General features: G+C 44.0%; 19 protein-coding genes. 8 read left to right on the top strand and 11 right to left on the bottom strand.

Going from position 1 to position 25,787, the window contains the following annotated elements; genetic code table 11:
• Window positions 1-1,004, top strand: a 1,004-nt coding sequence (locus tag V7Q33_RS18765) for an RICIN domain-containing protein (RefSeq protein ID WP_333820825.1), incomplete at its 5' end; no start/stop codon positions are given.
• Between the two features lie 320 nt (window positions 1,005-1,324).
• Here V7Q33_RS18765 and V7Q33_RS18770 read toward each other — a convergent pair.
• On the bottom strand, window positions 1,325-1,516 hold the full coding sequence (locus V7Q33_RS18770) for a helix-turn-helix domain-containing protein (RefSeq protein WP_331983342.1): 192 nt from the start codon (window positions 1,514-1,516) through the stop codon (window positions 1,325-1,327).
• Between the two features lie 1,031 nt (window positions 1,517-2,547).
• On the opposite strand from V7Q33_RS18770, the gene V7Q33_RS18775 reads away from it, so the two are divergent.
• From V7Q33_RS18775 to V7Q33_RS18785, 3 genes are all read left to right on the top strand, one after another.
• Window positions 2,548-6,009, top strand: coding sequence for a two-component regulator propeller domain-containing protein (locus tag V7Q33_RS18775; protein ID WP_333820826.1), 3,462 nt, complete (start codon window positions 2,548-2,550; stop codon window positions 6,007-6,009).
• A 76-nt stretch (window positions 6,010-6,085) separates the two neighbouring features.
• A complete protein-coding gene (locus V7Q33_RS18780) occupies window positions 6,086-6,658 on the top strand; it encodes a SiaB family protein kinase (protein WP_333820827.1) in 573 nt (190 codons plus the stop codon).
• Between the two features lie 8 nt (window positions 6,659-6,666).
• Window positions 6,667-7,050, top strand: a complete 384-nt coding sequence (locus V7Q33_RS18785) for a DUF1987 domain-containing protein (protein WP_331979070.1) — start codon at window positions 6,667-6,669, stop codon at window positions 7,048-7,050.
• 866 nt (window positions 7,051-7,916) lie between these two features.
• On the opposite strand, the gene V7Q33_RS18790 is transcribed toward V7Q33_RS18785, so the two are convergent.
• The 9 genes from V7Q33_RS18790 to V7Q33_RS18830 form a co-directional block, all read right to left on the bottom strand.
• Window positions 7,917-8,846 (bottom strand): helix-turn-helix domain-containing protein, encoded by a 930-nt coding sequence (locus V7Q33_RS18790; protein ID WP_331979072.1) that lies wholly within the window; start codon window positions 8,844-8,846, stop codon window positions 7,917-7,919.
• A 68-nt stretch (window positions 8,847-8,914) separates the two neighbouring features.
• Window positions 8,915-9,853: an NAD(P)-dependent alcohol dehydrogenase gene (locus V7Q33_RS18795; protein ID WP_333820828.1), complete on the bottom strand. Its 939-nt coding sequence runs from the start codon at window positions 9,851-9,853 to the stop codon at window positions 8,915-8,917.
• 821 nt (window positions 9,854-10,674) lie between these two features.
• Window positions 10,675-11,979 (bottom strand): NAD(P)/FAD-dependent oxidoreductase, encoded by a 1,305-nt coding sequence (locus V7Q33_RS18800; protein WP_333820829.1) that lies wholly within the window; start codon window positions 11,977-11,979, stop codon window positions 10,675-10,677.
• Between the two features lie 26 nt (window positions 11,980-12,005).
• Window positions 12,006-12,584, bottom strand: coding sequence for a TetR/AcrR family transcriptional regulator (locus V7Q33_RS18805; RefSeq protein ID WP_333820830.1), 579 nt, complete (start codon window positions 12,582-12,584; stop codon window positions 12,006-12,008).
• A 102-nt stretch (window positions 12,585-12,686) separates the two neighbouring features.
• The gene (locus V7Q33_RS18810) at window positions 12,687-13,589 is read right to left on the bottom strand and encodes a helix-turn-helix domain-containing protein (protein ID WP_333820831.1); all 903 of its coding nucleotides are present in this window, start codon (window positions 13,587-13,589) and stop codon (window positions 12,687-12,689) included.
• A 23-nt stretch (window positions 13,590-13,612) separates the two neighbouring features.
• Entirely contained in the window at window positions 13,613-14,605 is a 993-nt protein-coding gene (locus V7Q33_RS18815) for a lipid A deacylase LpxR family protein (RefSeq protein ID WP_333820832.1), read from the bottom strand.
• A 297-nt stretch (window positions 14,606-14,902) separates the two neighbouring features.
• On the bottom strand, window positions 14,903-16,195 hold the full coding sequence (locus V7Q33_RS18820; protein WP_331976730.1) for a TolC family protein: 1,293 nt from the start codon (window positions 16,193-16,195) through the stop codon (window positions 14,903-14,905).
• A gap of 30 nt (window positions 16,196-16,225) precedes the next feature.
• Window positions 16,226-19,363: an efflux RND transporter permease subunit gene (locus tag V7Q33_RS18825; RefSeq protein ID WP_333820833.1), complete on the bottom strand. Its 3,138-nt coding sequence runs from the start codon at window positions 19,361-19,363 to the stop codon at window positions 16,226-16,228.
• Between the two features lie 19 nt (window positions 19,364-19,382).
• A complete protein-coding gene (locus tag V7Q33_RS18830; protein ID WP_333820834.1) occupies window positions 19,383-20,411 on the bottom strand; it encodes an efflux RND transporter periplasmic adaptor subunit in 1,029 nt (342 codons plus the stop codon).
• Between the two features lie 374 nt (window positions 20,412-20,785).
• On the opposite strand from V7Q33_RS18830, the gene V7Q33_RS18835 reads away from it, so the two are divergent.
• From V7Q33_RS18835 to V7Q33_RS18850, 4 genes are all read left to right on the top strand, one after another.
• Window positions 20,786-21,727 carry a helix-turn-helix domain-containing protein gene (locus V7Q33_RS18835; RefSeq protein ID WP_333820835.1) on the top strand — a complete coding sequence of 314 codons (942 nt, stop codon included), beginning with the start codon at window positions 20,786-20,788 and terminating at the stop codon, window positions 21,725-21,727.
• 354 nt (window positions 21,728-22,081) lie between these two features.
• A complete protein-coding gene (locus V7Q33_RS18840; RefSeq protein WP_333820836.1) occupies window positions 22,082-22,864 on the top strand; it encodes a glucose 1-dehydrogenase in 783 nt (260 codons plus the stop codon).
• 449 nt (window positions 22,865-23,313) lie between these two features.
• Window positions 23,314-23,940, top strand: a complete 627-nt coding sequence (locus V7Q33_RS18845; RefSeq protein WP_333820837.1) for a TetR/AcrR family transcriptional regulator — start codon at window positions 23,314-23,316, stop codon at window positions 23,938-23,940.
• A gap of 324 nt (window positions 23,941-24,264) precedes the next feature.
• Window positions 24,265-25,155, top strand: a complete 891-nt coding sequence (locus tag V7Q33_RS18850; protein WP_333820838.1) for a glycosyltransferase family 2 protein — start codon at window positions 24,265-24,267, stop codon at window positions 25,153-25,155.
• A 12-nt stretch (window positions 25,156-25,167) separates the two neighbouring features.
• Here V7Q33_RS18850 and V7Q33_RS18855 read toward each other — a convergent pair whose 3' ends face one another.
• Window positions 25,168-25,476: a hypothetical protein gene (locus V7Q33_RS18855; RefSeq protein WP_333820839.1), complete on the bottom strand. Its 309-nt coding sequence runs from the start codon at window positions 25,474-25,476 to the stop codon at window positions 25,168-25,170.
• Window positions 25,477-25,787: the final 311 nt, after the last annotated feature.

The following is a 25,787-nucleotide window of genomic DNA, read 5'->3' on the forward strand; positions in this document are numbered from 1 at the left end:
GCACCTCTTCGCTTGAAAATACAGTGTCTGCCTATTCTTCTATAAATGAAAACGCTGACTCCCTGACGGTGATCGTTGTGAACCGCGACATGAGTGCTTCGCGCAGTGTAACAATTAATCTGAACAACTTTAATGTTGCTAATGGAAGTTACCAAACATTGCAACTGGCATCGCTGCCAGCGACAGAGACGTTTGTATCGCATACACAAAATGCATTAAAGTCGAATACCGTACAGGTGAATTCAAATTCATTTACGATCTCCGCACCGTCACTCTCCACAACTGCTATTCTGCTGGTAAAAGCGCGGGGGGTTACTTACGTTTCTTTAGCCAATAGAGCCACCGGGTTGTATCTTGACGGTATGTATAGATCTGATAACGGTTCTAACGCAGGACAGTGGAGCAACAGTGGTAGTACTGCTCAGCAATGGTCAATCGAAACGGTTGGAGATTATATAATGCTGAAAAACCGGGCTACCGGGTTGTATCTTGATGGTATGTATAGATCTGATAACGGTTCTAACGCAGGACAATGGGGCAGCAGCGGTAGTACTGCTCAGCAATGGTCAGTCGAAACAGTTGAAGGTTATGTAAAACTGAAAAACCGGGCTACCGGGCTATATGTTGACGGTATGGGACGCACCACCAATGGTTCTGATTTAGGCCAGTGGGCTCAAAGTACCAGTCCAAATCAGCAATGGTCGATGTCAACGATAGGAACAGCGAGACAAAGTTCTCCAGAGGAAAGTGCAAATACAACCGAAGAATTTGCCGTGAAACTATATCCCAATCCATTTGCAAAAACAATAACACTTGATGTGCAGGGTACTGATGAGCAACTGAAAATTACCGTACTGGATGCAACAGGTAATGAGGTAGAAGCGATGATTCATTCAGGAGGCTCAGCCAAATTATCATTAGGTGCTATGCTTAAACCTGGTTTGTATATCATTCGCGTGAACGGCGTTAAAACGTCACGATCTTTTAAAGTGTTTAAGGAGTAATTATTGTGAACAGGAAATAAAAAGTCATCTCACAATAGTGTCAATCCGTTGTATAGATTGGCCTATGTGAGATGACTTTTTTCTGTTTATTCAAAATCAAAAGAGATGCTATTGATTCTATCCGAACGGATCAGTTCAGTTACTACCTGTATACTGATAACGCAGCACAGAACTTGGGTATTCCGAAACAAGCAATGAATAACTTTTCTCACTCAATATATATCCAGGTTGATCAGCTCATTAAACTCCAATACTACACTCCGCCTGAATAATCAACTTTATTCGAAACTGGTTCGCCCTGCCCGTTAATCGCACAGCCTTTAGTTAATTGAGATTTCGAAATTCCACGGGGTTTTTCCGGTTTTCTGCTTGAACAACTTGTTAAAATATTGAGGGTATTCGAAACCCAAGGCATCTACTATTTCACTAATAGACTTGCTCGTGTTGAGTAGTCTGTTTTTCGCAGCCTCGATACGGATAACCACTTCGTGGTTTGAAGTTTTTCTTGTCATGAACTGCCTTCCATAGAATCGCGTGCAGTAGTTCAAGAGTAGCTCACATGGGAAACAATAATGGATTGACTATGGATGTCTATATTTTCGTTCAGTTCTGACCCGATTTTAGTCACGCAGGCAAAGAGAATATTTTTCTCTTTTCTGACAAGTGAAGTGATTCTGACACGTCATAAGAGAAGAAGTTATACTTTAGGAACGGTTTTAAGGGAGTTGTATATTCTTTGGCAATACAAGGTGAAGGGCGATATATAGGTACAGATATAGGTCTGTATCGCCAAAAGAAAATAGCCAGTTCAAAATGGTTCGGATACGAATGTACCGTTTGGAATATCGATAGATATGATTAAACTGTCGTCCGCAACCAGATTAGCAATGCCATTAAGTTTACGCCAAACAAAGGCATTATTGAAGTCAGCACCCAAATAGAATTTGATAATGTATGGTATCTGTGCCGCGATATCCCATGTAGAACCCGTGCTCGTTGACACCAAAGCTCTAATTCCCCGCGGTGAGTTAGAATTCATAAAAAAATGGATTCTCGATTATCCTGATTTAGAGACGGGAGATTTCTCTGGTTATTGGACATCGGAGGGCATCCAGTAATTGAATTTGTCATTGGACCAGGGAAGTCAGCCTGAAGAATATCAACTTCTTTTTATCAGGACATTGACTACCTGAGAGAACTGCTTCTTCGAAAGATCAGACATTTATTTAAAAACCACGCTCTCATAACATTTTCCGCAACTCAAGAAAGGTGTTCTTTTCAAAGCGCTAATCTCCATGTGAATTCTGTTTCCTTGTTATCCGAACATCGTTTTTTTATAAGCTCATGAATTCTATCTGTACAAATAATCTAAAAAATCGGCATAAATCGTATAAAATATTTTTACCTATCTGCTCATGCAGTTTCTTACTATATCGATTGAAATGATAAAAAAAAGGGTTTCCCAGTAAAGTCCACTCTTTTGTAAATGTTTGATAAGTCGTTATTAAACACATTGTATAACAATTAGTAAGAAATTTACCCAATGAGAGTAGTAACAGGAAAATCGATTGTAGACTCTATATTGAGAAACACTTTACTATTTTTAATTCTTTTCATTACCAGTCTGATTTGCCAGGCGCAGCAGGAACAAATCCAGTTCAAACGCATTTCACTAAAGCAAGGGCTTTCCCAGAGCACCGTGAACTGCAGCGTCAAAGACAAAGAAGGTTATATGTGGTTTGGTACCCGCGATGGACTGAACCGCTATGACGGCTATCAGATGACCGTCTACCGCCACGATCCCGCAAACCCCGCCAGCCTCAACAGCAATTACATTAACAATATACTAGAGGATAAAGCGGGCAATCTTTGGGTTGCGACTAACGATGGTATCGACCGCTTTGACCGACAAACGGAAACGTTTATCCACGAGGCTCTGAACAAGCATCCCGTTGAGGTAGTGGATATCTTCGAGGATCGCCAGGGTACACTCTGGCTGGGTACTCTGGACGAAGGTCTATTCCGCCGGGAAAAGGATCATTTCCGTCCCTACACTACACCATTCACTATACAAAAATTGCAACAGATAACTGAAGACGATCAGGGAGAACTGTGGATTGCCACCATCCAATGCACACACCGTTTCAACCCTCGTAATCAACGGTTTCGTACTTATGGACCCGAGACCGCTGCACACACGGTTTTTCAAGACAGTCAAGGTCGCCTCTGGATAGGGGGAGGTGCTCTGCTGCTCTACAACCGTCAGACCGATTCTTTTACCTACTATATGCACGAGGAAAATAATCCCAACAGCCTCTGCTATAACGAAGTCGTGTCTCTGACGGAAGGTCCCGATGGCCGGCTCTGGATTGGCACCGAGAACGGGGGCATCAGCCTGTTTGACTACCCTAAAAACCGCTTCAGCACCGTATGCCAGAACATTGATGACCCCAACAGTTTGAGTAACAATTCAGTATACTCTCTCTATCGGGATGGTCAGGGTAATGTATGGGCTGGTACCTATGCAGGGGGCGTCAACCTCTATTCTCCTTACGCGGGCAAATTTGTACACTATGGGAAGATTCTCCACTTCAACACACCCAATATGTATGCTGTCACCGGCGATCAACAGGGCCGTATCTGGATCAGTCTCGAAGACGGTGGACTCGTGATGCAGGATCGCCACACCGGAAAGTTTACCAGCTATCCCGCTCCCAAAAAGGAAATTCCTCTCGGCATCATCTTATCAATAGTCAATTACGGCCACGATTCTTTGGCTCTTGGCTACCACTTGGGGAGCTTTGCCTTCTTTAACAAACGGAACGGTAAGTTTGATCACCGTTTCTGGGATCCTAGAGCCGGGCCTAACGAACCGGCCGGTTCCAAGCGAATCGTCATTCAGGATCACGACCATAACCTCTGGATAGGCGATTGGGGCGGAGGGGTAGTCAACTATGACCACCTCAACCGGCAATTTCGTTACTACCGCTTCGATTCCGAAGATACCACGAGCAATAACATCAGGCGTAATGTAATTCTTGCCCTTTGTGAAGACAAACAAGGGAATATCTGGGTGGGTAGCGAACTAGGACTTAATCGCCTTGATCGCCACAGCGGGAAGTTTGTTCACTATGAGTACGATGAAAAGAATCCTCACAGCCTGAGTCACAATGTCGTGAATGCCCTGCTGCTGGACCACCAGGGTAATCTGTGGGCAGGCACCGAACAGGGGCTCAACCGTCTGGATGAGAAAAACAACCGCTTCATTCGATATACCTTCAAAGAGGGCTTGGCCAGCGATGTGATCAAAGGGATGCTGGAAGATGAACACGGGAACCTGTGGCTGAGCACGAACAAAGGAATCAGCCGCTTTAACCCCAAGCATAACACCTTCCGAAACTTTGATGTTAATGATGGTCTGCAAGTGGAAGAGTTCAACCGCAATGCATGTTATAAAGCAGAAGATGGCACCATGTTTTTTGCCGGCACTACTGGCCTCAATATGTTTCATCCCGACAGCCTGCGGGAGAATCCGAATGTTCCTCCTGTTGTCATTACTAATTTCCAGATCTTCAATAAATCGGTCAATTTAAAAGACAAAGACTCTCCCCTTCAGCAAAGTATTAATCAAACCAGGGAACTAACTCTCTCCTACAAACAGTCGGTGTTTACCTTTGAGTTTGCAGCACTCAACTTTACCCTTACCGACAAGAACCAGTATGCCTATAAACTGGAGGGATTTGATAAGGATTGGAACTACGTAGGCACCCAACGCAAAGCAACCTATACCAATCTGGATCCGGGAACCTATATCTTCCGGGTGAAGGCTTCTAACAACGATGGAGTCTGGAATGAGAAAGGTACATCGATCAAAATCATTATTACCCCGCCCTTCTGGAAAACCTGGTGGTTCAAGGCACTGGTGGCTATTATCGTTATTGGCAGTGCTGTTAGTTTTTACAGATACAGGATCAATGCTATCCAGGCCCAGAAGATCAAACTGGAAAAACAAGTACTGGAACGAACTGCCGAGGTGATACAACAAAAAGAAGAGTTGCAACTGATGAATGCCGACATGCTGGAAAAGCAAGAAGAAATTTTGCAGCAACAGGAAGAGTTACAGGCCACCGCAGAACAACTCCAAACCATTAACGATGAACTCAAGGAGAGCAAGAAAGAAATTGAAGCTCAGCATGATAGTCTTCGCAAAGCAAATGAGCAGGTAATGAGCAGCATCCTGTATGCCAATACCATTCAGCAAGCCCTGTTACCTTCTCACAAAAAGATAGGTGAAACTTTCTCTGAGCATTTTGTGCTTTACCGCCCGAAAGATATAGTTTCAGGCGACTTCTATTGGTTCTCTCACCTTTCCAAAGAAGATCTGGATGGAGAAGACAGTGATCTTGTTTTTATGGCTGTTATTGATTGTACCGGTCACGGTGTTGCGGGTGCTTTCATGTCCATCATCGGCAATACATTGCTCAACGAAATCATCAACTTAAAACACATCCTGGATCCTGCTCAGATACTCGAACAATTAGACAAGGGAGTCAAAGGTGCCGTCAACAAATCCGAACGGTTCAATACAGCTGGTATGGATGTCTGTCTGCTGCGTATGCAACGAGGAGAAGGCGGCCAGGTGCGGGTACTGTTTGCCGGAGCGAAACGTCCTTTGTTCTACGTACTCAACCAACATCACGAAGTAAATATACTGCCTGGCGACCGGCGATCTGTAGGAGGTCAGTATACAGCTGAACGTCCTTTTACAACGCAGGAGCTGATCGTAGAAAAAGACACTATATTTTACCTGACTACGGATGGATATACCGATCAGAATAACATAGATCGGATTAAACTGGGAACACACCGATTCAAAGAGGTTATCAACCAGGTGGCATCCCTCCCGTTATCAGAGCAAAAAGTGACCTTCGAGAAAGTTCTTGATGAGCACCAGCAAACTACCGATCAAAGAGATGACATTACCTTGATAAGCGTGAAGGTATAGGAATTTCTCGTAGAGTTTTGATAAATTCTTAAAGCGGAAGTGTGTAGTATTCAATTAATGATCATTATAAAAAACTGTGGATAAAAAAATAAATATTCTGGCATTTGATGAAAACCTGGAAAAGGACCGCATCCTTGTTTATTATAAAGGTCCTTTTATAGACACGGTGCTGGCTTCTATTGGTGATCGTATCAATGAGATAGAGATGGAACCTCTTCTGAACAAAAAGGTATTCTCCATCTTTCTGGAACTGGCACAAAATGTATCCTACTATTCGGAAGAAAGAGAGCATCATGAACAAAAGTCAAAAAGCTATGGAAAAGGCTCCTTTCTTATATGCGATTGGAACAGTCATTACTCGCTTACATCGGCGAACCTGATAAAGAAAAGCTGGGGACCTGTTATTACAGAGAAGTGTAAGAAAATCAATACTCTTGATGTGGATGCCTTGCGTCAATGGAAAAGAGAACTCCGCAGCCAGCCTATGCATGATGGCCAGCTGGGTGCAAATATAGGACTGATCGATATAGCACTAAAAGCAGGGTCACCACTGGAGGTAGACATTACTCCCTTTGATGATGACTACGATTTTTTTGCTCTATCCATCAATGTTTCAAAAACAATCAATAACAATAACAACAATATCTAACTATAACTATGGAAGATCTGAAAATTACAGGAGAGAAAAATGTCTTTTTTATTCCAAACGTTAACTTTTGTGTAGAGACCGGTATTTGCGAGCTGGACGGGGAATCTTATCTGGAAAACACATTTGAATTTTATGCCCCTTTATTGAAATGGCTGGAAGACTATATGATGTATATTGATAACCCCTTAACGTTTAATTTTAGTCTTAGTTACTTCAATACTGCCTCCTCTCGCAGCATCCTTGATATCCTGAATACTTTAAAGCAGTATGAGAACCAAGGAGGTAGTGTAACCGTAAACTGGAGGGTTCGTGATTGGGATCTGGATATGAAGCAGGATGTTGAGGATTTTTCCATTGATTCCAATTTGCCCATTCACATACAGAGTTACTAAGCCGACATAACATTATATATAGCAGTCAACTGAAATATATACTACCTGAAACAAAAGCAGGGCTGTAAATCGTCAGACAGCCCGCACAAAAGATGGCTGCTTATGTCGATTCACAGCCGATCAAGTAAATCATGCATTAACAGTCGAGCTAAGTAAATATACTGCGCAGCCGGATATGATATATATAGGGCCTTCATTCTTGAAAGCTGAAATGAACAGAACGGAACCTTACGAAATGAGAATTTACATCTAAAAAAGAAAATAAAGGAGACGGAAGAGAAGCTCGCCAATATTCGTGAGCTTCTGGCAACTAAGCAAATTGAACCTGTTGACTTTAAACGTTGAACTCTACCGACTCGAATCACAATTGCATTCTGCATCTCACTAAGTCCCCCGCATTGAAAACCTGGATCGTGGTATTGGTAATCTTTTAAGACTAAGCTATGTGTACGAACACGGTGATAGCGAGCTTGTAATTGGTTCGATGTTTCCAGAAAAACTCACTTTTGACGGACAACGGAGTTCGAACCGCTCGCGTAAACGAGGCGACTCAATATATATACCTCCCAAACCAATGAGTCAGCGCAAAAAAATCACTTTGTCCAGTATAAAATTTTCCATCTGCACATTTAAGAATGTATACGGTCCACATATTTAGAGAAGGTTTTATTTCTTAATCGAAGCCTGCAGTCGGGCCGCGCCCGACGAAGCGCGCCATGCACACTTAATAAATAGACCACAATTGGCTATAAAAAGCGAGGCCTATGCATGAAACATGCTTCGGCGGGCGCAGTCGTCTCCCCTGTACAATTTTCGAACCGCTTCCTGGATGACCCAAAGGGCTTGCTAGTTATTTAATTAATCCTTTAGTTTTGGCGGTTGAATGATTGCCTAAACTCCATAGGGGAAAAATTGGCTTTTGTTTTGAATAATTTGCTAAATGACTGGGGATGTTCAAATCCCAATTCATAAGCGATTTCGCTTACTGACAAAGCAGTTGTAGATAATTTTTCTTTGGCTATTTCTATCAGTTTATCGTGGATATGTTCCTGTGTGCGTTGCCCCGTTAACATATTTAAAAGTCCGCTTAAATAACCTGGTGATAGATTCAAGGCGTTTGCAACGTGTTGAACAGTTGGGATCCCTTTGGCCACTATATCTTCGTTATTGAAATAATCATCGAGCAACTTTTCTAAGCGATGAAGTATCTGGTGATTTGCCTTTTTCCGGGTGATAAACTGGCGTTGGTAAAATCGTTCTGCATAATTAAGCAGGGTTTCAATTTGAGAGATGATGATGTTTTGACTGAACTTATCAATGTTTGAATGGTATTCTTGCTGAATATTTTGAATGATAAGGTTTATAATCGCTTCTTCCTTCTCTGAAAGGAATAGTGCTTCATTGGAAGAATAATTAAAGTATTCGTATTGTTTTATGGTTTTGGCTAAAGGCGTGTTCCAAAGAAAGTCGGGATGAATTAACAAAATCCACCCCGAAGGTTGTGAGATCAAATTTTCTTGTTTTTCAATTCTCATAACCTGGTGGGGGGCGATAAAATATAGAATGCCTTCGTCAAAATCATATTCCTGCTGACCATAAATCATTTTACACCGCATATTTCTCGTTATAGAGATAAAGTAGCATCCAAAGATCACACCGATAGAGGTGTTTATCTGCTCAGGATCGATGTCTGAATAATCTATCACACTGATCAACGGATGTTCAGGCTTCGGTAAGCCCCACAGCCGGTGAAACTCCGTTATCGATTTAACCCTGATTGGATTTGCATTACCCATATATCAAAAATAGATTTTATTTAGGCATCTTTTGCGTTGTTAATACCTTTGTGTGTACCCGGTCCCTTCTAAAAGTTCAATACAACTCTGCCTGGAGTACGTTGTCCTTTCTCGAACTCGGTGATTGTTGATACTGCTTTCGAAAAATCCGCTTGCAGGCCAATGGCAGACCTTAGCAGATTCTGATTTGCCAGATCAGCGATCTCAGGAAGATACTTAAAACCCATGTTTGCAAATACCATCCTGTACCGGCGTGATAACAGCCCGCGTATTATCCTTCGCGGTGTTGGATTGATATCGACAAACATTCCCTTCGGCTTCAGCATCGACACCGCTCGACCAACATTCATTGTTCCGGCGGTATCAAAAATGACATCAAATGGTTTAACATGCTTACCATATTGTTCATCGGCATAGTTAAAGGTTGGATGCACGCCCATTGCCCTGGCGGTTTGCATGGACGCTTCACTGCATGTGCCGGCTACCTTTGCGCCTTTCGCGATTGCCAATTGCACTGCCATTAAACCCACAGCTCCGGTACAACCATTGATCAAAACACGTGAATTTTCCATTACCGGTTTTTTACCCAGGAGGAGCGCAGCCCAGGCCGTAGCGGCTGGAATGGGAAGACAGGCCGCCTCTGCAAAGGACAGCAGGGAAGGCTTCCTGACCACGTAGCGCGACGCAGTGACAGCGACTTCCGCAAATGCACCCGGTTTTTTGACATCCATAGTACCAAATACCTCATCGCCAGGCCGAATGTTGCGCACATCTTTTCCAACCGCCTCCACAACGCCTGCAAAATCAGACCCGATGCCTTTGGGAAACTGTCTGCCCATGAAAAGCTTCATGTCGCCCCGCCTTTGTTTCCAATCCAGTGGATTGATGGCTGCCGCTTTCACTCTTACCTGTACCTCGTCTGGTTTCAATTGTGATAATTCGTATTCCCCCATATACATTTCGGAAGCTGAACCATAGTGATTGAACTGAACTCTTTTGAACTTCATATTTGCGTTATTTTTTAAACAAGCCGTTTTTGTGAAAATTTGGTGATGGCATATAGTTGCTCAACGTCTTTTCTTTAGGAATTATCTTTTCAATTTCTTGTCATTCTCATTGTGCCCGGTCCCAGGCGCGAAATGCTATTGGCGGAAATCTCATTACCTGATGTTTCTAAGTATTTCATTAGGGCTGATTTTCTAATGCAAAGTTGGAAACCAGTCAAAAGGCAGATGTAGCCATATCGACTTTTTTTGTAGTCAAAATATTATATCTCGTAGCGGTTAATGAGAGCTATTTAAATTTGTTGCTGCTGGTTTACTGAGAAGTACTTCCCAAAGTTTTTTTCTTTCGATAGTTTGCATCAGTAAAAATCAAAGAATGACCTTTATCCTTCATTATATACAATTTTGAATTCGGGATTTTCTCCTTTTAGAAATTCAGCATTGGAGAAATACACCAGGCCATCCGCACAATTTATTCCGGGAGAACTGACCATCTGGAGAATCCGAAGACGTTGACCTTTACAGATATACCATTCACATGCGTATTCCTTTCGGGCTTAGGACTCCCTGAAGAATAATTCTGTGGGATTGCGCGAGAGTAATAAGGGTCTGCTCCCAATTCAGATTTTCAAACTCAAGGATCGATCTCAACAGCTTAAAATAGGTCGCTACAAATCAAAATCGATAAGCCAGTTTCCGCTCTATCCTGGTCACGAGTTTGAGATGCAGATGGTCTTCCAGCTTCTGGGAAGCTGATGAACAAGCTTTTGAAATTCCAGCAGTTTGGCTAGCAACAGCATCTACTGGGAGTTATGACGCATGAATCAATTTGGTAGCTGTTCTGAAACGGGCATAATAGTTCCTGGCTTTTCTTTAACATCCGGTCTTATTATAAGCCGTAATGCCGAATCATTGGTGAGTAAACTCATCGCCCAGTTAAACAGCACTTTTAAGCGATTACGGGCACTGGTCAGTGGTATGACGTGAATGAAGAGCCATACGAACCAGGCAAAAAAGCCTTTAAAGGAATACGTTTGTAAGTCAACTACCGCCCTATACTTGGAAATGATGGCCATGTTACCTCGATCATGATACACAAATACGTTGGTGGATTTACCATCAGCAAGTTGTCGAAGATTTTTCGCAAGCATTTTAGCTTGTTGGATGGCGACCTGTGCAACCTGAGGGTGGCCATTAGGATAGGCAGGGTCGGTAGTTTGAAAACAGAGGTCTCCAATGGCAAATATATTTTCCGTACCCTGTACGCGGTTAAACCCATCTACATTGATCCGATTTCCCCGTGCAAAAACATTTTCAGAAAGTCCCTTGATCTTTCTCGCTTCAACCCCGGAGCACCAGATTAAAGTTGCTGAAGGTATAGTATCCCCATTATTGAGTACCGCTGTTTCGTCCACGTAGTCCTTCACCAAAGTATTCAGCATGATCTTCACCCCTAGCGATTTCAAAACCTGATACGCTTCTTGTTGCGCAGTCTCTCTCATCGCCTGTAGTAGGGAGGCACCACCGTCTATAAGATAAATATGGCTTTGCGCAAAACTGGCATCACGATACTCTTTTGAAGTGATATTGATATTCTTTGCCATTTCCGCAATCATTCCAGCCAGCTCCACCCCCGTCGGACCTCCACCTGCAATAACAAGGTTCGTTAGTTTCACCACTTCCCCGGGCGACCCAGACCTGACTGCTTCTTCCATTTTAAGCAAGATGTGATTTCGTATGCGTAGCGCATCGTCGATGGTCTTCATCGGTAGCGCGTTTTTTCTCAGATTCTCGTTTCCAAAATAGTTGGTCTCCGTGCCGGTTGCTAAGACGAGGAAATCAAATTTCAAGAACCCGTTGGTTGTCTCGATCATGTTTTCCTGTGGTAGAACACAAACCAACTCACCCATGAAAAAACTGAGATTACGTTGAACCTGCATCATCTTCCTGAATGGATAGGCGATGTTAGACGGTTCTATGAAAGCCGTGGAAACTTGATAGAGCAACGGTGGGAAAAAGTGATAGTTGTTTCTGTCCACCAAAGTAATATCGAAAGATCTGTTGTTAGCGAGGTGCTTGGCGAGGTTTAGACCGGCAAAACCGCCTCCCACTATAATTACTCTTTTCATATTTAGATATTTTACAGATATACCATTCACATGCGTATTCCTTTCGGGGTTAGGACTCCCTGAAGAATAATTCTGTGGGATTGCGCGAGAGTAATAAGGGTCTGCTCCCAATTCAGATTTTCAGACTCAAGGATCGATCTCAACAGCTTAAAATAGGTCGCCACAAATATTTCCCGAGAAATACCTTCGCGATACAGGCCTTCGGATGTGCCACGCAGCAGGTTTTTTTGGATATAGGGCATCAGCGTATGTTCAACTATATCTGAAAGGTGTTCGAAAGCTTCGGGTTGATATCGCCGCAGCTCGTAAAGGATTTCTGCGCCAAAATCCTTGACCATGTCTTCGATCATCCTGAAGAAATTTTCAAGTTCAGCCACCGCTGTCGGTGAAATGACGGGGTTTACAGAAAGGTGTCCGGTATTCCGCTGAAGAAGGTATTTAAACAATGCCAGAATAATCTCCTTGCGTGACCGGTAAATTGAAGTGATCTGCCAGGCGGTGATGTCGCAACTCCGGGCAATTTGCTGCATATTGGTTGCTCGGACGCCCCGCTGCCTGAAAAGTTTATAGGCTGCGTCTAAAATAATGTCTTCCCTTACTTTCATGGCTTTTCTATCGCGTTATCATAGTTTAACCGCAACAAAGGTGAGCAAAATGCAAAGCGTTGGTAAGGTTGTTTTCTCGGAGATAGAGGTCTAAAAGTCGGCCTATCGAAAAAGGTCTGTTCTGAACTCCTTTGGAGAGAGACCCGTAAGGCGTTTAAAGTATTTGCCAAAGAAAGATGGATTGGCGAAGTTCAAAACAGAAGCAATTTGTGCAATGCTATGGTCCTGATTCTCCAATAGAAGTTTGCACTCGACGATGACGAAATCATCGATTACCTGACCAGCACTCTTGCCACTTATTTCTTTGACTGTCTCTGTCAGGTATTTTGCTGTGACGTTCAGGCAATCTGCGTAAAACTGAACTTTCCTCTGCTCGCGCACATGTTTCGACACGAGGTCAGCAAATCGTATTACCAGGTCCTCTTTCCGTGTCAACTTGTCAATCAGTGGTTGGCCATATTTAATATTGTTGGATGCGACTTCATACAAGAATATGGCAAAAGTATGGTGGAGTTGTTCCTTGCCATACCGGTGAACATCAAAGGCGCCACACCGCCAGAATAGATGATCCATCACGCTTAGCATATTCGATGCATCTTCAGGGCTTAGTTCCCAGCTGGGATTGCCATTTGAACTGAAATAGGTTAAGAGATCGGAGGCACGCTTGTTTACACCAGCAAGTGCCAAGAAATTCGCGGTGAACGTGACTACAATGCCTTCGAAACCAGGCGAGGCATTTAGAATTTGTTTGATGGAACTGGGCGCTGTAACCACAAGACTATTGTTGTTGAACGCATAGGCCTGGAAATTGACACTAGCAGACATCGAACCTTTGATTATCAGCATCACGGAAAAATGATCGGAGCGAAAATATTCGTTCAAGAATTCAAAGTTGGCGAACTCCTGAATACGAGTAACCTGAAGACCATCACAGGATACGGTTTTTCTTGAGTCGTTCTCCGCTAAAAGATCGCCTTGCGAAAACACAATTGGGACGTGTGACATACTTCGTTTCGTTCGGTGTTGAGCTACCACTTATAGTAAAGCTCTAATGTTCCAAACCGATGCTCATAAAGCCCCTTTTCGTACGCAGTCGAGCGCGTGAGTAAATAAGAGGCCGACAGGTTGCCATAGGCAATCACGATGCCTCCCTGTACATCCAGCACCTTGTGTGCCAGCGGTATTTCATTCGCCTGAACTTTATCGCCAAATCTATCTTTGCGGGTGCCCTCCAACAAGGCGTTGTAAGCAACAAACGATGACGTGGGCTTAAGGATCAGATAATACTGCATCTTATTCGGTTTGCCATGATCCTGATAACTGCCAAACTGATCGATGTAGCCGTTAAAATAGGGTGACATTTTTCCAATGCGCAGCACCGGGTACACCAATACTGCATCCATCGCTGATCCGACTCTTCCTTGCACACCCGCATTGAGCTCAACAATGTGCTTCCATGCGAGCAGGTTTCTCTCCGCGGTAAAAGTGAGGTTGAGCAAAGCTTGTGTTCCCAACTGATTGTTCCAGCCTTGTGGCACTCCAGAATTGATCATTTTATGGACCACCGTTTGTGTTTGTTTGGCCATGGCTTGGGGCCCTCTAACGCCGGCCAAAGCTTCCGTTTGAAAAGAGAATTTCCTGACCGGATCATAGGAGTAAAAGGAACGGGCGACAAACAGTGCACCCGAGTAACGGTAATCGTTGGACTGATAGCTCGCCACGCTAATGTCATTTGGAGTGACCATGAGCTGTGCAATGCTCCAACCAGTAAAATTTGTGCTGGACGGTCCCGCTTTTGGCCAGAGTTTGTACAGAAAAGAACGTTGCTTTGTTTTTGCCTTTTGAAAAAAATCGAACCTGGTTCCGTTGGTATAGGCCCGATCGGTGTTGTTCCCGATCAGGTTAAAAAAATCGTTATCTTCATATACGCGAAAGAGATGGTTTCGCTCTTGTTTTTGCGCGTTCACCGATAGATTCATCAACATGAAGATGGCGATAAAGGATGCGTATATATATTTCATACTTCAATTGCTTTAATCGGATATTCCCTTCCTGTAAGCCAGCGGCTTTACATGGTACTGCACGTTAGCGTCAACTTATTCGAGCTCTTTGATTAGGATGTCGAATTCAAATTCCATTTAAATGATGACACAAAGATGCAGTCTAACCGTCTGCACCGGAAGGCATCTATTTCGCCATTGCTAGTCAAAAAGTCGGTTGTTTTAAGGGCGCGTATAGACCAACAAAAAAGAGCCGGCAGTTGCCAGCTCTTTGTTTTACAGATGCTCTTAAAACCAGTCCCAAGGGGTTTACTCCTTTCACTCTGTCAATTCACCAATTGATTTACGGTATAGAACCTCATTAACTTTGTATTCGATTTTAGCATCGATCAGGCTGCTGTAGGCTTGTTCCCAGAGCACTTGCGCTTCCTGCACATCTTTTCCGACAATGGTACCTGCCTTGAAGCGGTCATCAGCAAGCTTTAAGTTTTCAGTGGCCTGATCCAGGGAAAGAACGGACAGCCTAACTTTTTTTGCGGCCTGATTGAGTTGCAAGTAGGCATTTTGAACTTCAAGATCGACCAGTTCCCTGGTATCCTCCAGGCGTTGCTGTTGGGCAGCAGTTTTGAAGGACTGTTCTTTTACCTTATTGGTCCTTTTACCCCATTCGAAAATCGGAAAAGAAAGACCCACCGTTCCATAATAGGTAGTCATGTGATTATTCCCGTTTTCAAAATTCACGCCCTTACCACTCACGGCCACACCACTTAAAGAAACGCCCAACACGGGCTTTCGCTCGGCGTTCAACATCTTGCCTTGGAGTTCTCCTGCTTCAACAGCTCTTGTGAGCAAACGAACTTCCGGGCGATTATCGGCTGATATGTAACTCAGGGACGGCAGTTCAGTAAAATTGCCGGTCACCGAATCGGACAGTGTAAATTCTGTGTTACCGGCATTTCCCAGGATTTGTGCCAGATTCAGTTTTGCCATCACGAGTCCATCATTTGCTTTGACCAGGTTCAATTCCGCTTCGTTCAGTGTGACTTCAACGCGCAGCAAATCATTTTTGTAAATGAGACCCGCCTCAAAGGAGTTTTGCAAATCGTGATGCAGGGAGAGCAACATTTCCTTAAAACGTTTGGCCAAAACGATCTTTTCATTTACCTGAACCACCTGCCAGTACGCTTTCTCCACATCCGCCAGAAGATCGGCAGTCACAATATTTTTTCGTTCCTCTTGTATCGCTATCCCCTTTGCTGCCGATTGCTTGGCATACCGAATTTTTCCACCAGCATAAACCGGCTGTGTCAGGGTAACGGATCCAATTCCAAACTGGTTAGGAATCATGCCATTGAAGGCGCCACCCAGGGGATCTCCCAAATGAACCCCTGTAACCGAGCCATCCAATTTTGGCAATGCTTCTGCAGCAACCGCCTTATGAAAGGCAAGCGAAGCTTCTATTTCATTTTTACTCGCTTTTATTTTTTTATTGTTTTCCAGAGCAATTCTCTTACAGTTTTCCAAACTGTAATTTTCCTGTGCATACGAGGTGATCAAGGCATGGCACATCAGCGTAGTAATCACTACGCTGCGAAAGTTTTTTGTTTTCATGTGTGTTTCTTTCTAATCTGAATTTCTTTTTCACAGAACAGTGTGCACTTCATGTGTCGGTTTGTATTGTATCGGGACCTCTGCATCGGCAACGGGCTGTTCCTGCACTTCAGGTCGAACAAAGAGGAAATAGAGCAGCGGTATCACAAAAAGCGTAAGCACCATGGATACAATCAGTCCGAAGGCCAGCACACTGCCCATGGGAGCCCAGAGTGGTGATTTCCCCAGGATCATTGGCACCACGCCTACGGCCGCTGCAGCGGATGTTAAAAAGATCGGCCGCATCCGTCTCTTGGCGGCAGCCAACGCAGCGGCTTTGGTGGAATAGTGGTGATCACGAACAAGTTCATCGGCATAGTCCACCAATATAATCCCATTTCGTACCACAATGCCGATCAGGCTGATGATACCCATGAAGGCGGTGAATCCGAGGGGATTGCCCGTGGCATACAGACCAAAGAATGCACCTAACAAACTCAGCGGAAAGGTCGCCAGAACGATCAGTGTTTTGCCGGTCGTTTTGAATTGGAACAATAAGGTGATAAGGATCAGAATAAGACTTGTCCCAAGTGCTTTTCCCATGCGGGGGCTGTTCTCGGCCGATGTTTCCGCGTCACCTCCATAGGCAATGGTAATGCCGTCAGGCAATTGAAGTTTGTCGACTTCGGGTTGTACAGATTTCAGAATATCCGATGCCCGTATACCCAATTGCGCTTCCGATAGCACCGTGAGCGTGCGAAGACCATTCCGGTGTGCGATAACCCCGGTATGCCACGATGGTTCCAACGTGGCCACTTCTCTCAAAAGCACTTTCGTTCCAAACAGTGTGGACAAGTGAAGATTTTCAATATCCTTTAGGTTATCTCTGTCGCTGGCATCCAGTCGAAGGTATATATCTACCGGTTCATCACCTTCCCACAATTGAGACACGGCAAATCCCTTTAGTCCTGCACCAAGAGTTTGTGTGATCGCCTCATGGGTGATACCAAGCCGCGAAGCAACGTCCTCTTTGATGGCCAGTCGTACACCGACATAATCATCTTCATAATCGGTACGAACCCAGTTGGTTCCTTTCGCATTCCTGAGAATCTCTTTTATCTGCTCTGCTACTCGCTTCTGATCGTTGAGGTTGTCGCCGATGATACGTATGGCAATGGGTGACCCTTCCTGCATGCTTAGCTGACGGAGACGAACTGTCCCATCCGACACGAATCCCTCGAATCGCGGAAGATATTCTTTCACCATGTCATTGGAAGCCTGCGTTCCGGTGGTTGTCACAAACACCTGTGCGTAATGGCGTCTGGGTACCTCCGGTGCATAGGTAATGTGAAAACGCGGCGAGCTGGTGCCCACGAAGCTGGCTATATTGACCACGCGGCTATCGCTGAGTAATTCCTTCTCGACTTTCTTGACCACTGCCTCTGTTTCGGAAAGCGATGTTCCGTTGGGCATCCATATCTCTGCGTTGAATTGTTTGCTCTCGCTCAGCGGGAAAAATTCCTGGCTTACCTTGCCGGCAAGTACCAGCGCAACGGCAATCGAAACAACGGCAACGCCAATGGTAACCTTGGGCCAGCGGAAAGCCCACTCAACTCCCACATTAAATCCGTGCTGCAAATAATCAAGAAGGTTTTTTCTCGGTGGACGATCGCCAATATGGTGCTTCAGACCCTTTTTAATAAATAAGTAACAGGTCAGTGGTGTGAGGAACAGTGCAACAAACATCGAAACAAACAACGCAATGGCTACGGTGACGGGCAAAGCCTGAATAAACTCCTTTGGTATGCCCGAAAGGAAAAACGAGAGCGGAGCAAATGCAAAAATGATGGCAATGGTCGCTGTAAAGATCGGGACCGAAAGCTGCTTTGCTGCCTGCCATGCAGCCGTCCACGGCGTGATGCCTTCGTCCAGCTTTTCGATATAGTTATCAACAACAACAATGGCATTGTCTACCACCATGCCCAGCACAATAATAAGCGCGGCCAGCGTTACCTGATGCAATTCGATTCCGACAATGTTGACGATGCCGAAGGTTATAATGATTGAAACGGGGGCCGCTACCGATGCCACCAACGCCACCCGGATCGGCAGCAAGAAAATGATCACCAGGATTACCGCTCCAATGGCAATGCCAAACTCCTTCATGAAGTGCGCCATGCGCTCGGCTACCACTTCAGGCTGGTTTACAATGACTTGGATCTTGAGATCTTCCGGAAGCTCCTTTTTGATTTCTTCCAATCTCTTTTCCACCTTTTCTCCAAAGTGCACAATATTGTTACCTGGCTGCATCTCAATAGCCAGCATCATAACTTTGTCTTCTCCTATCCGGATAAACGATGAAGGCTCTTCGAATCTTCTCTCAACGGTAGCGACATCCTTCAACCGGACCACAATTCCCGCAGGACTTGTGTAGATAATCTGGTTGGCCACATCCTCGATTGTTTTGTATTGGCTGTTGGTAAATACAGGAATCGTATTCGATGAAATGGTCACCTCGCCAGAATAGCCGGTAATATTTTCAGCCTGTAGTATCCTGATCACTGTGGCCAGATCAAATCCGTACTGTACCAGTTTTGCATCGTTTACTGAAACATAGATCTGCTGTCGCTGGCCTCCTCTTCGGTTGATTTTTGATACCTCGGGGATGGTCTTCAATCCGTCTTCAATCGTTTCAAGGTATTCCTGAATTTCGCTGTAACTGCGCTTGTCTGATGACACGGTGATGATCTGTGCAACCACTTCACCAAAATTGCTATCCACCACGGGACCAATCACGCCTTTCGGAAGTTCCTGATGTGAAAGAATATTCAGGCCATGCTGTAGTGTGCTCCAGAATTTCTTTCTGTCTTTGACCCACGTGTACAATTGCACCGTGATAAACATTTGTCCGTCTTTTACCTGAGTAGTGGTTTTGTTTTTCTCCACCTCCTCGAACGAGAACAGGTATTGTTCTACCTTATCAGTCACTTGCTTTTCCATTTGAAGCTCGTCAGCACCCGGATAGAATGCGTACACCATTGCCACCGGCATATCGATTTTTGGATTTTCTGCCCTGGGCATATTTAACAGGGAGTAAACTCCAAACAGTAATAGCAGGCTCACGAGGACCAGCGTAACCTGCCGGTACTTCATGGCCGCCTCAATAATATTCATTCTGTGATTGTTCATGCTTTCTATTTATTATTGATTATAGGCTGGCTGTCAGTGGCATTCCTTCCTTCAGACGTGATTGCCCCGCTATGACGATTTTATCACCAAGGTTCAAACCCGTCACAATGAGTTCATTCTCTCCCGTAATAGCTTTTACTTCTACCCGTTTACGAAGTGCCGTGCCTTCTTTATTCGCTGTAAAGACATAAGCAATACCATCCGCATCGCGAACAATCGCTTTCGCAGGTATGATTATCACCTCTACTTTTTTGCCGGTGTGAATCGTAACATCGGCGATCATTCCTGGTAACAATCTTCCGGAAGCATTGTCAAGCTTTACTTTTACATCGTAGGTTTTTGCCACCGGATCAGCTTGCGGATTGATGATGGTAATGTTTCCATTGAAGGTTTGATTTAATGTTTTAACAAAAACGCCCGATGCCATACCCTTTAGCACCTCACCAACCTGCCCTTCAGGCACGGCAATTCGGGCGTAAACCTGGTCTGTTTTTACAATTTGAAATGCCGGAATACCAGGCGCCGCGGTACTTCCCCGCTCGATCATTTTCCTGGAGATGATTCCGGTGAATGGTGCGGTGAGCCTACTGTCTTTGATATGCTTGACATTGATTTCTTTGTTGGCCCGGGCTTGCGCCACTTTTGTCTGTATGTCGATAAAATCTTTTTCGGGCAAGCTTCCTTTGCTATACAAACCGCTCAGGCGGTTGTACATATCTTCTGCTTGCGTTAGTGCGGCTTCCGCAATAAAAAGGGCATTGCGGTATTCCGTGTCATCGATGCCGGCCAGCAGTTGTCCTTGCTTTACGGGCTGCCCTTCCTCAACGGCTACGTTCTCAATTACCCCCGGCACAGCAAACGATACCAACGCCGTGTTCTCCGGATCGATGGTTCCTGAATAGGTAAATTCCTGAGCTTGATTGTCACGCTTGATTTCAAGTAAATTAACCTGTACTGGTTTAGGCGGTGGTGCCGCTTCTTCTTGTTTACAAGCGATAAGTGATGTCGCCACGGCAATCGCCACGGCAATAGTCAGACCATGTTTCATATCATTTTAAGAGTTAATTATTTCGTTTTTAACTTTATTCGATGCTCTTGATCAGTGACCAGCGAATGAACAAAGGTCTATAGAGCCGTACTTTGCAGGAAGGTTGCGACATCGGAAGAACTGGTCGAAAAGTCGGTTTGAAAAATTAACCCGATAGGATGGTAAGTAACGGGCAGGAAAGGGATGTTTATAATTGCAGATAGAGGCATTGACGCACGAACGCGTGGTCTTGAAAGCATATTCCCGGCACCGATGATGAGCGGTGACAAAAAATACTTCGGTTGCAGAGTTGAAGTGTTCCGCCCTGACTAAAACTTGAGGAATATGAGAAAATCACTAAATGAGGTTGATTATTAGCTCAAAAGTCGGTTGAAGTGAATTCTTCTTTATATATTGATGGTCTTGAATTGCTGCCCATCCAGATGGCTAAGACTTCTCCAACGCTGGTTCTCACACAGGGTGAATTGCTTTCACAAGCACAGGTCACCGTTACCCATGACGAATTGGGCATTAGCCATATAACTGAATTTTCAGTTTTCGACTTTTGGGGACAACATTTTCGCTCGGATCACTTTGCCCTCATGCTGGTAACCGAAGGATCGGTAGACATGTCCGTTAATCTTCGGCCATTTACCTTGGAGAAAAATGGACTTGTTGTTGCAGCGCCCAACGCGATTAAGCAATTGATCGGTGCCTCACCAAATGCAAGGGCGATGTCTGTTACTTTTACAATACATTTTCTGAATCAGACCGGCTTGCCCAAACACTCCCATGACCTGTTGGAATACTTTAGTTCCCAATACCAACCCAACTGGAGTCTTGAACATTCCGATGCTGTAGTCGTTGAACGGAATATCGAGGATTTATTCGAACGCTGCAGACAAACCGACAGGCCTTTTGGCAAAGAGCAACTGAATCATATCTTCCTGGCTTTCCTCTATGAAATTGGCGCGCAAAGGCAGAAGTATTCACCACCCCTCATCCGGAACATGACCCGCAAGGAAGAACTTGTGATCCGTTTTGCAACGCTCGTCTCCACTCATTTTCGCCAGGAACGCACGGTTGGCTTCTATGCCGATGCCTTGCATGTGACCCCAAAATACCTGACAGAAACGGTGAAGGAGATAAACGGCAAAAGTGCCGGGCAAATCATTGACGACTTCGTCATTCTTGAAAGCAAATTGTTATTGAAGAAACCGGAGTATAGCATTGCCCAAATCGCTAATTTATTGAACTTCAGCGACCAGTCCTTTTTTGGAAAGTATTTTAAGCGTGTTGTGGGAATTTCTCCTAAGGAGTTTAAAACAAGTATCTGAATAAACGAAGATATAAAAACCGACCTTTTGCCCAGTTCTTCCGAAGAAACCACCTTCCTCAATCGTTATTTAACAGCAACCTTTGTCAGGCGATTCAAGCACTCAAGCCAAACGTCAAGGAAATGCAAGCCGGTTCGTTACTTGCAAAAATAACGCACTAGGAATTATCTGATTTGAGCATGATGGTCAATCAAATCAACCGAAAAGATTTGACTTGACTTGGAACGCTGCGCTCGAGACAGATGGCGTACTTGTTAGCGAAGAAGTAAAAATTTCCGCTGAAGTATAGTTTGTAAAACAAGCTGAGTAATTGTTCACCTGACACAAAAATGATGTTCACTCAAATTCAATTTTATGAGCTTAGAAAATAAATCAATAATTATCACGGGGGCTGCTATGGGTCTCGGCCTTGCAACTGCGAAGGAGTTGGCGAGTCGTGGCGCAAATCTGACCTTGGTCGACTTCAATGAAAAGTCTTTGGAAGCTGCAGTAAAGGATTTGAAGAAGGAGTTTCCCTCTGTGAGGATTGTACCTGTTGTTGGGGATGCGTCTAAAGATGCAGATGTTCAAAAATATGTGGATGAAGCCGTGAAAACATTCCAAAGAATCGATGGCTTATATAACAACGCAGGGATTGAAGGACGTCAAGCGCCAATGACAGAATACGATATCAGCGTTTTCAAACGAGTACTCGACATCAACGTACTTGGTGTATATTTCGGTATGCGGTATGTCATTCCTGTAATGCAACAACAGAAGTATGGCAGGATTGTTAACGTGGCATCAGTTGGAGGATTGAGAGGCCTAATGAATCAGGTGGCTTACGTAGCTAGCAAACACGGAGTTAGTGGCATGACGAAAAACGCCGCGCTTGAGTACGGTCGTGACGGCATTGTTACGAATGCAATTGCACCCGGAGTGATTCTCACACCGATGGCGGCCGAAGCCTTCAAACAGATGAATCCGGATGATCCGAAAAAAGCAGAGTCAGATTTTGCGCAACGCAACCCAACAAAACGATTGGGACGGCCTCATGAGGTTGCAAAAGTTGTGGCTTTCTTGTTAAGTGAAGATGCTTCCTATGTTAGTGGACAGACAATTGCCATCGATGGTGGCGAATCAAATATTTACGGGTAACACCTAACTAGAAAAGAAATGAAACTGGGTTTGGCTGAATTCAGTTCAGCTGCATAACCATTTGATTAATGTAAGAGGGATCTGGACCACGTGGCTCAGGGGTGCGTTACAAGTCTGCGATTCCTCCCATTAATCTCTCTATTGAATTGATAAGATTCCTTGCCTCTATATATACCTGTAATTTTTACAGAATCCAGCATGAGAATTTCTACTCAAACATCCGGGCGCATCTTGCTCATCTTAGTATATATAGCCGGCCTTGTGTTTTTCCGTTATCGTATGTGGCTAGGCGCAAGCAATGAAGCGCGGAAAGAAAATTACCACCCCATATTATCAAACCTGGGCATCGCCATTATGGGAACAACGGGTAGGTATGGGCATGGCGTTCAACGACATAAAATCGATTCAACGCAACTCATCAATTTGGCTACCTTAATAAACTTAAATAAATGGCTTCATTTGATTTACAGACCGAAGGTCAGATTAAAGAAACGGCTAAACGTATCTTCTTTCAGAAAGGACATATTCATGCGACAACCATTGAAATCGCAAAGGAGGCAGGTATCAGTCGAGCCATGATCAATTATTATTTTAGACGCAGCAATTTACTTTTTGAGAAAGTGCTTCAAGAAGCAATAACAGCAAAGCGTCAAGAGCTCGTGGATGTATTCTCATCAAAGAAATCACTTTTTGCGAAAGTCAGTGAATTTATTGATATAATCATCGAGCAGAACATAGACTATCCATATCTACAAAATTTCATAGTCAGTGAACTGGCAAAGAATCCTGAGAAAACAATTCAGCTCTTTCCAAATGATCTTAAAAAACTTAAAATCAGCGAGACTATACAATATCAGATTGACCAAGCAATTAAGTCTGGTTTGCTTTACCCCATCACGGTTGAAGATTTTATGCTCAATCTCATGTCATTATGCAACTACCCTCTTGTCGCCAAGCCTCTCATGCAGGGCTTGTTTACATTAAGCGAAGACGAATACAGGAGCCTTCTTGTTCGGCGGAAAAAGGTAATACTCCAATCGATATTTAACGTTGCCACTGCCCTCTCTCTTGACTGAAGAATCCGAAGTGGTGGACCATCTTTTTCAGTCTTGTCCTGGCCATCAATTTCAGATCACGTGACCTCCCAATTCTGCCACCATTTGACCGGAAAACGAGCGTAGCAATCAAGGCATTCGAAACCAAGGCGAAGTTCAAGTCCTCAGATAACTTTGGCTGGTCACGCATATCACAACGCCCATGTTACATAACCACATCTGGGATTTGATGCAACTCGGTGTTGGAGGATACATGTAAACCGTTATCTACAGATTATTTTACTCAGTTCTTTTATGAAGAAGAAAGAGTTTTTTATACTTTCAAGTATCATCCCAAGTTAGCCTATGTTGCTCAGTGCTTCTTATCCTTTAGTTTCAATAATTACCGTCAACTTCAATCAGACAAATGTGACGCGGGAATTTTTAGCGTCATTGAAAAGTATTACGTATCCTGCATTTGAAGTTATTGTGGTCGATAATGGTTCCAAGGATTCCAGTATCGCGGATTTGCAAATTGAATTCCCGTCGATAAACCTGATGTTTACTCATCAAAATCTTGGATTTGCCGGGGGCAACAATGTGGCTATACGCGCAGCAAAGGGTGACTATATCCTACTTATTAATAATGATACAGAAGTGACACCCGGTTTTCTGGAACCCTTGGTAAGAACATTTCAGCAGAAGCCTGACGCAGGCCTAGTATCACCGAAAATAATATACTTTAACAGGGATGAACGCATTCAATATGTCGGGTCTGTAAGAGCACATCCGGTGTTGGGACGAGGAAAAAGGATCGGATACCTGGAGATCGATAAGGGGCAGTATGACGAGGTTCGAGAAACTGACTATGGACATGGTGCATGCCTGATGGCATCACGCGCTGTGATCGATGCAATCGGAGGTTTACCTGAAATATACTTTCTTTACTATGAAGAACACGATTGGACGGTACAGGCCAAGACTGCGGGCTTTAAAGTATATTTCGTTGGCACTTCGAAAATTTACCACAAAGAATCAATTTCCGTGGGTAATAACAGTCCACTTAAAACCTATTATCATTCGCGCAACAGAATCCTGTATATGAGGAGAAATGCAAAAGGTAGATCTTTCGTTCTTGCACTTTTGTTCTTCATCTTTCTTGCAACCCCTAAGAAACTCGGAACTTATATACTCAAGAGGGACTATCAAAATCTTAGTGCACACGTGAAGGGGATACTCTGGAATATCCGGAATTAAATTTCACATCAATCATAAAATATCCTCCTGGACAACATCAACCAACTTCCATTGATTGTCAGGATTTTGTGAACAAACAAAGCAATGGAAATCGACTACGCTAAAATCTAGCGGTGTACAATATGCTATAATTCCTTCATGCTGGATGTTCACTACTCCTTTACCAAGAAGATCCTCGTGATTGTCTATAGCTATATCTTTTGGCTCTTTTTGTAATCCCGAGCCTATTAATTTCAGGAAAGATTCTTTTTGCACTCCAGAGTTTAAAAAAGTACCGGTGTTAGTCCTGAGTAGAAAGTTGATTAAAATAAATATATTCATTCTCCGAACAAATATTGGAAGCAACGCTGTTGAGCTCCGGTAACTCGCGTGCAAATTCAATATCAAATTCCAACGGGCGAATCACTGAAAGTCAGAACAAACATGTTACGACTATGGCTCACATTAAAATGTAGTGCATTGCCATCACCCAAGTAGGGCTTTCCTTCTGCCGTCTTCAATATCTCAATGGAACCAGCTGGTTCGTCAAGATATTTACCTGCCAAGCCGCGCTATATATTTAGAGGAATAGTAATGATCTGGGAGATGCTGCGTTTGAAACCGCTTTCCAACCGAAATTTCATCCGGGCTTA

The organism is Ohtaekwangia sp. (assembly GCF_036786105.1).
Classification (GTDB): Bacteria; Bacteroidota; Bacteroidia; order Cytophagales; family Cyclobacteriaceae; genus Ohtaekwangia.

Coding starts and splice junctions, on each gene's coding strand:
- V7Q33_RS18770 (WP_331983342.1), bottom strand. CDS start 1,516: ATGACAAGAAAAACTTCAAACCACGAAGTGGTTATCCGTATCGAGGCT.
- V7Q33_RS18775 (WP_333820826.1), top strand. CDS start 2,548: ATGAGAGTAGTAACAGGAAAATCGATTGTAGACTCTATATTGAGAAAC.
- V7Q33_RS18785 (WP_331979070.1), top strand. CDS start 6,667: ATGGAAGATCTGAAAATTACAGGAGAGAAAAATGTCTTTTTTATTCCA.
- V7Q33_RS18790 (WP_331979072.1), bottom strand. CDS start 8,846: ATGGGTAATGCAAATCCAATCAGGGTTAAATCGATAACGGAGTTTCAC.
- V7Q33_RS18795 (WP_333820828.1), bottom strand. CDS start 9,853: ATGAAGTTCAAAAGAGTTCAGTTCAATCACTATGGTTCAGCTTCCGAA.
- V7Q33_RS18800 (WP_333820829.1), bottom strand. CDS start 11,979: ATGAAAAGAGTAATTATAGTGGGAGGCGGTTTTGCCGGTCTAAACCTC.
- V7Q33_RS18805 (WP_333820830.1), bottom strand. CDS start 12,584: ATGAAAGTAAGGGAAGACATTATTTTAGACGCAGCCTATAAACTTTTC.
- V7Q33_RS18810 (WP_333820831.1), bottom strand. CDS start 13,589: ATGTCACACGTCCCAATTGTGTTTTCGCAAGGCGATCTTTTAGCGGAG.
- V7Q33_RS18815 (WP_333820832.1), bottom strand. CDS start 14,605: ATGAAATATATATACGCATCCTTTATCGCCATCTTCATGTTGATGAAT.
- V7Q33_RS18820 (WP_331976730.1), bottom strand. CDS start 16,195: ATGAAAACAAAAAACTTTCGCAGCGTAGTGATTACTACGCTGATGTGC.
- V7Q33_RS18825 (WP_333820833.1), bottom strand. CDS start 19,363: ATGAACAATCACAGAATGAATATTATTGAGGCGGCCATGAAGTACCGG.
- V7Q33_RS18830 (WP_333820834.1), bottom strand. CDS start 20,411: ATGAAACATGGTCTGACTATTGCCGTGGCGATTGCCGTGGCGACATCA.
- V7Q33_RS18840 (WP_333820836.1), top strand. CDS start 22,082: ATGAGCTTAGAAAATAAATCAATAATTATCACGGGGGCTGCTATGGGT.
- V7Q33_RS18845 (WP_333820837.1), top strand. CDS start 23,314: ATGGCTTCATTTGATTTACAGACCGAAGGTCAGATTAAAGAAACGGCT.
- V7Q33_RS18850 (WP_333820838.1), top strand. CDS start 24,265: ATGTTGCTCAGTGCTTCTTATCCTTTAGTTTCAATAATTACCGTCAAC.
- V7Q33_RS18855 (WP_333820839.1), bottom strand. CDS start 25,476: ATGAATATATTTATTTTAATCAACTTTCTACTCAGGACTAACACCGGT.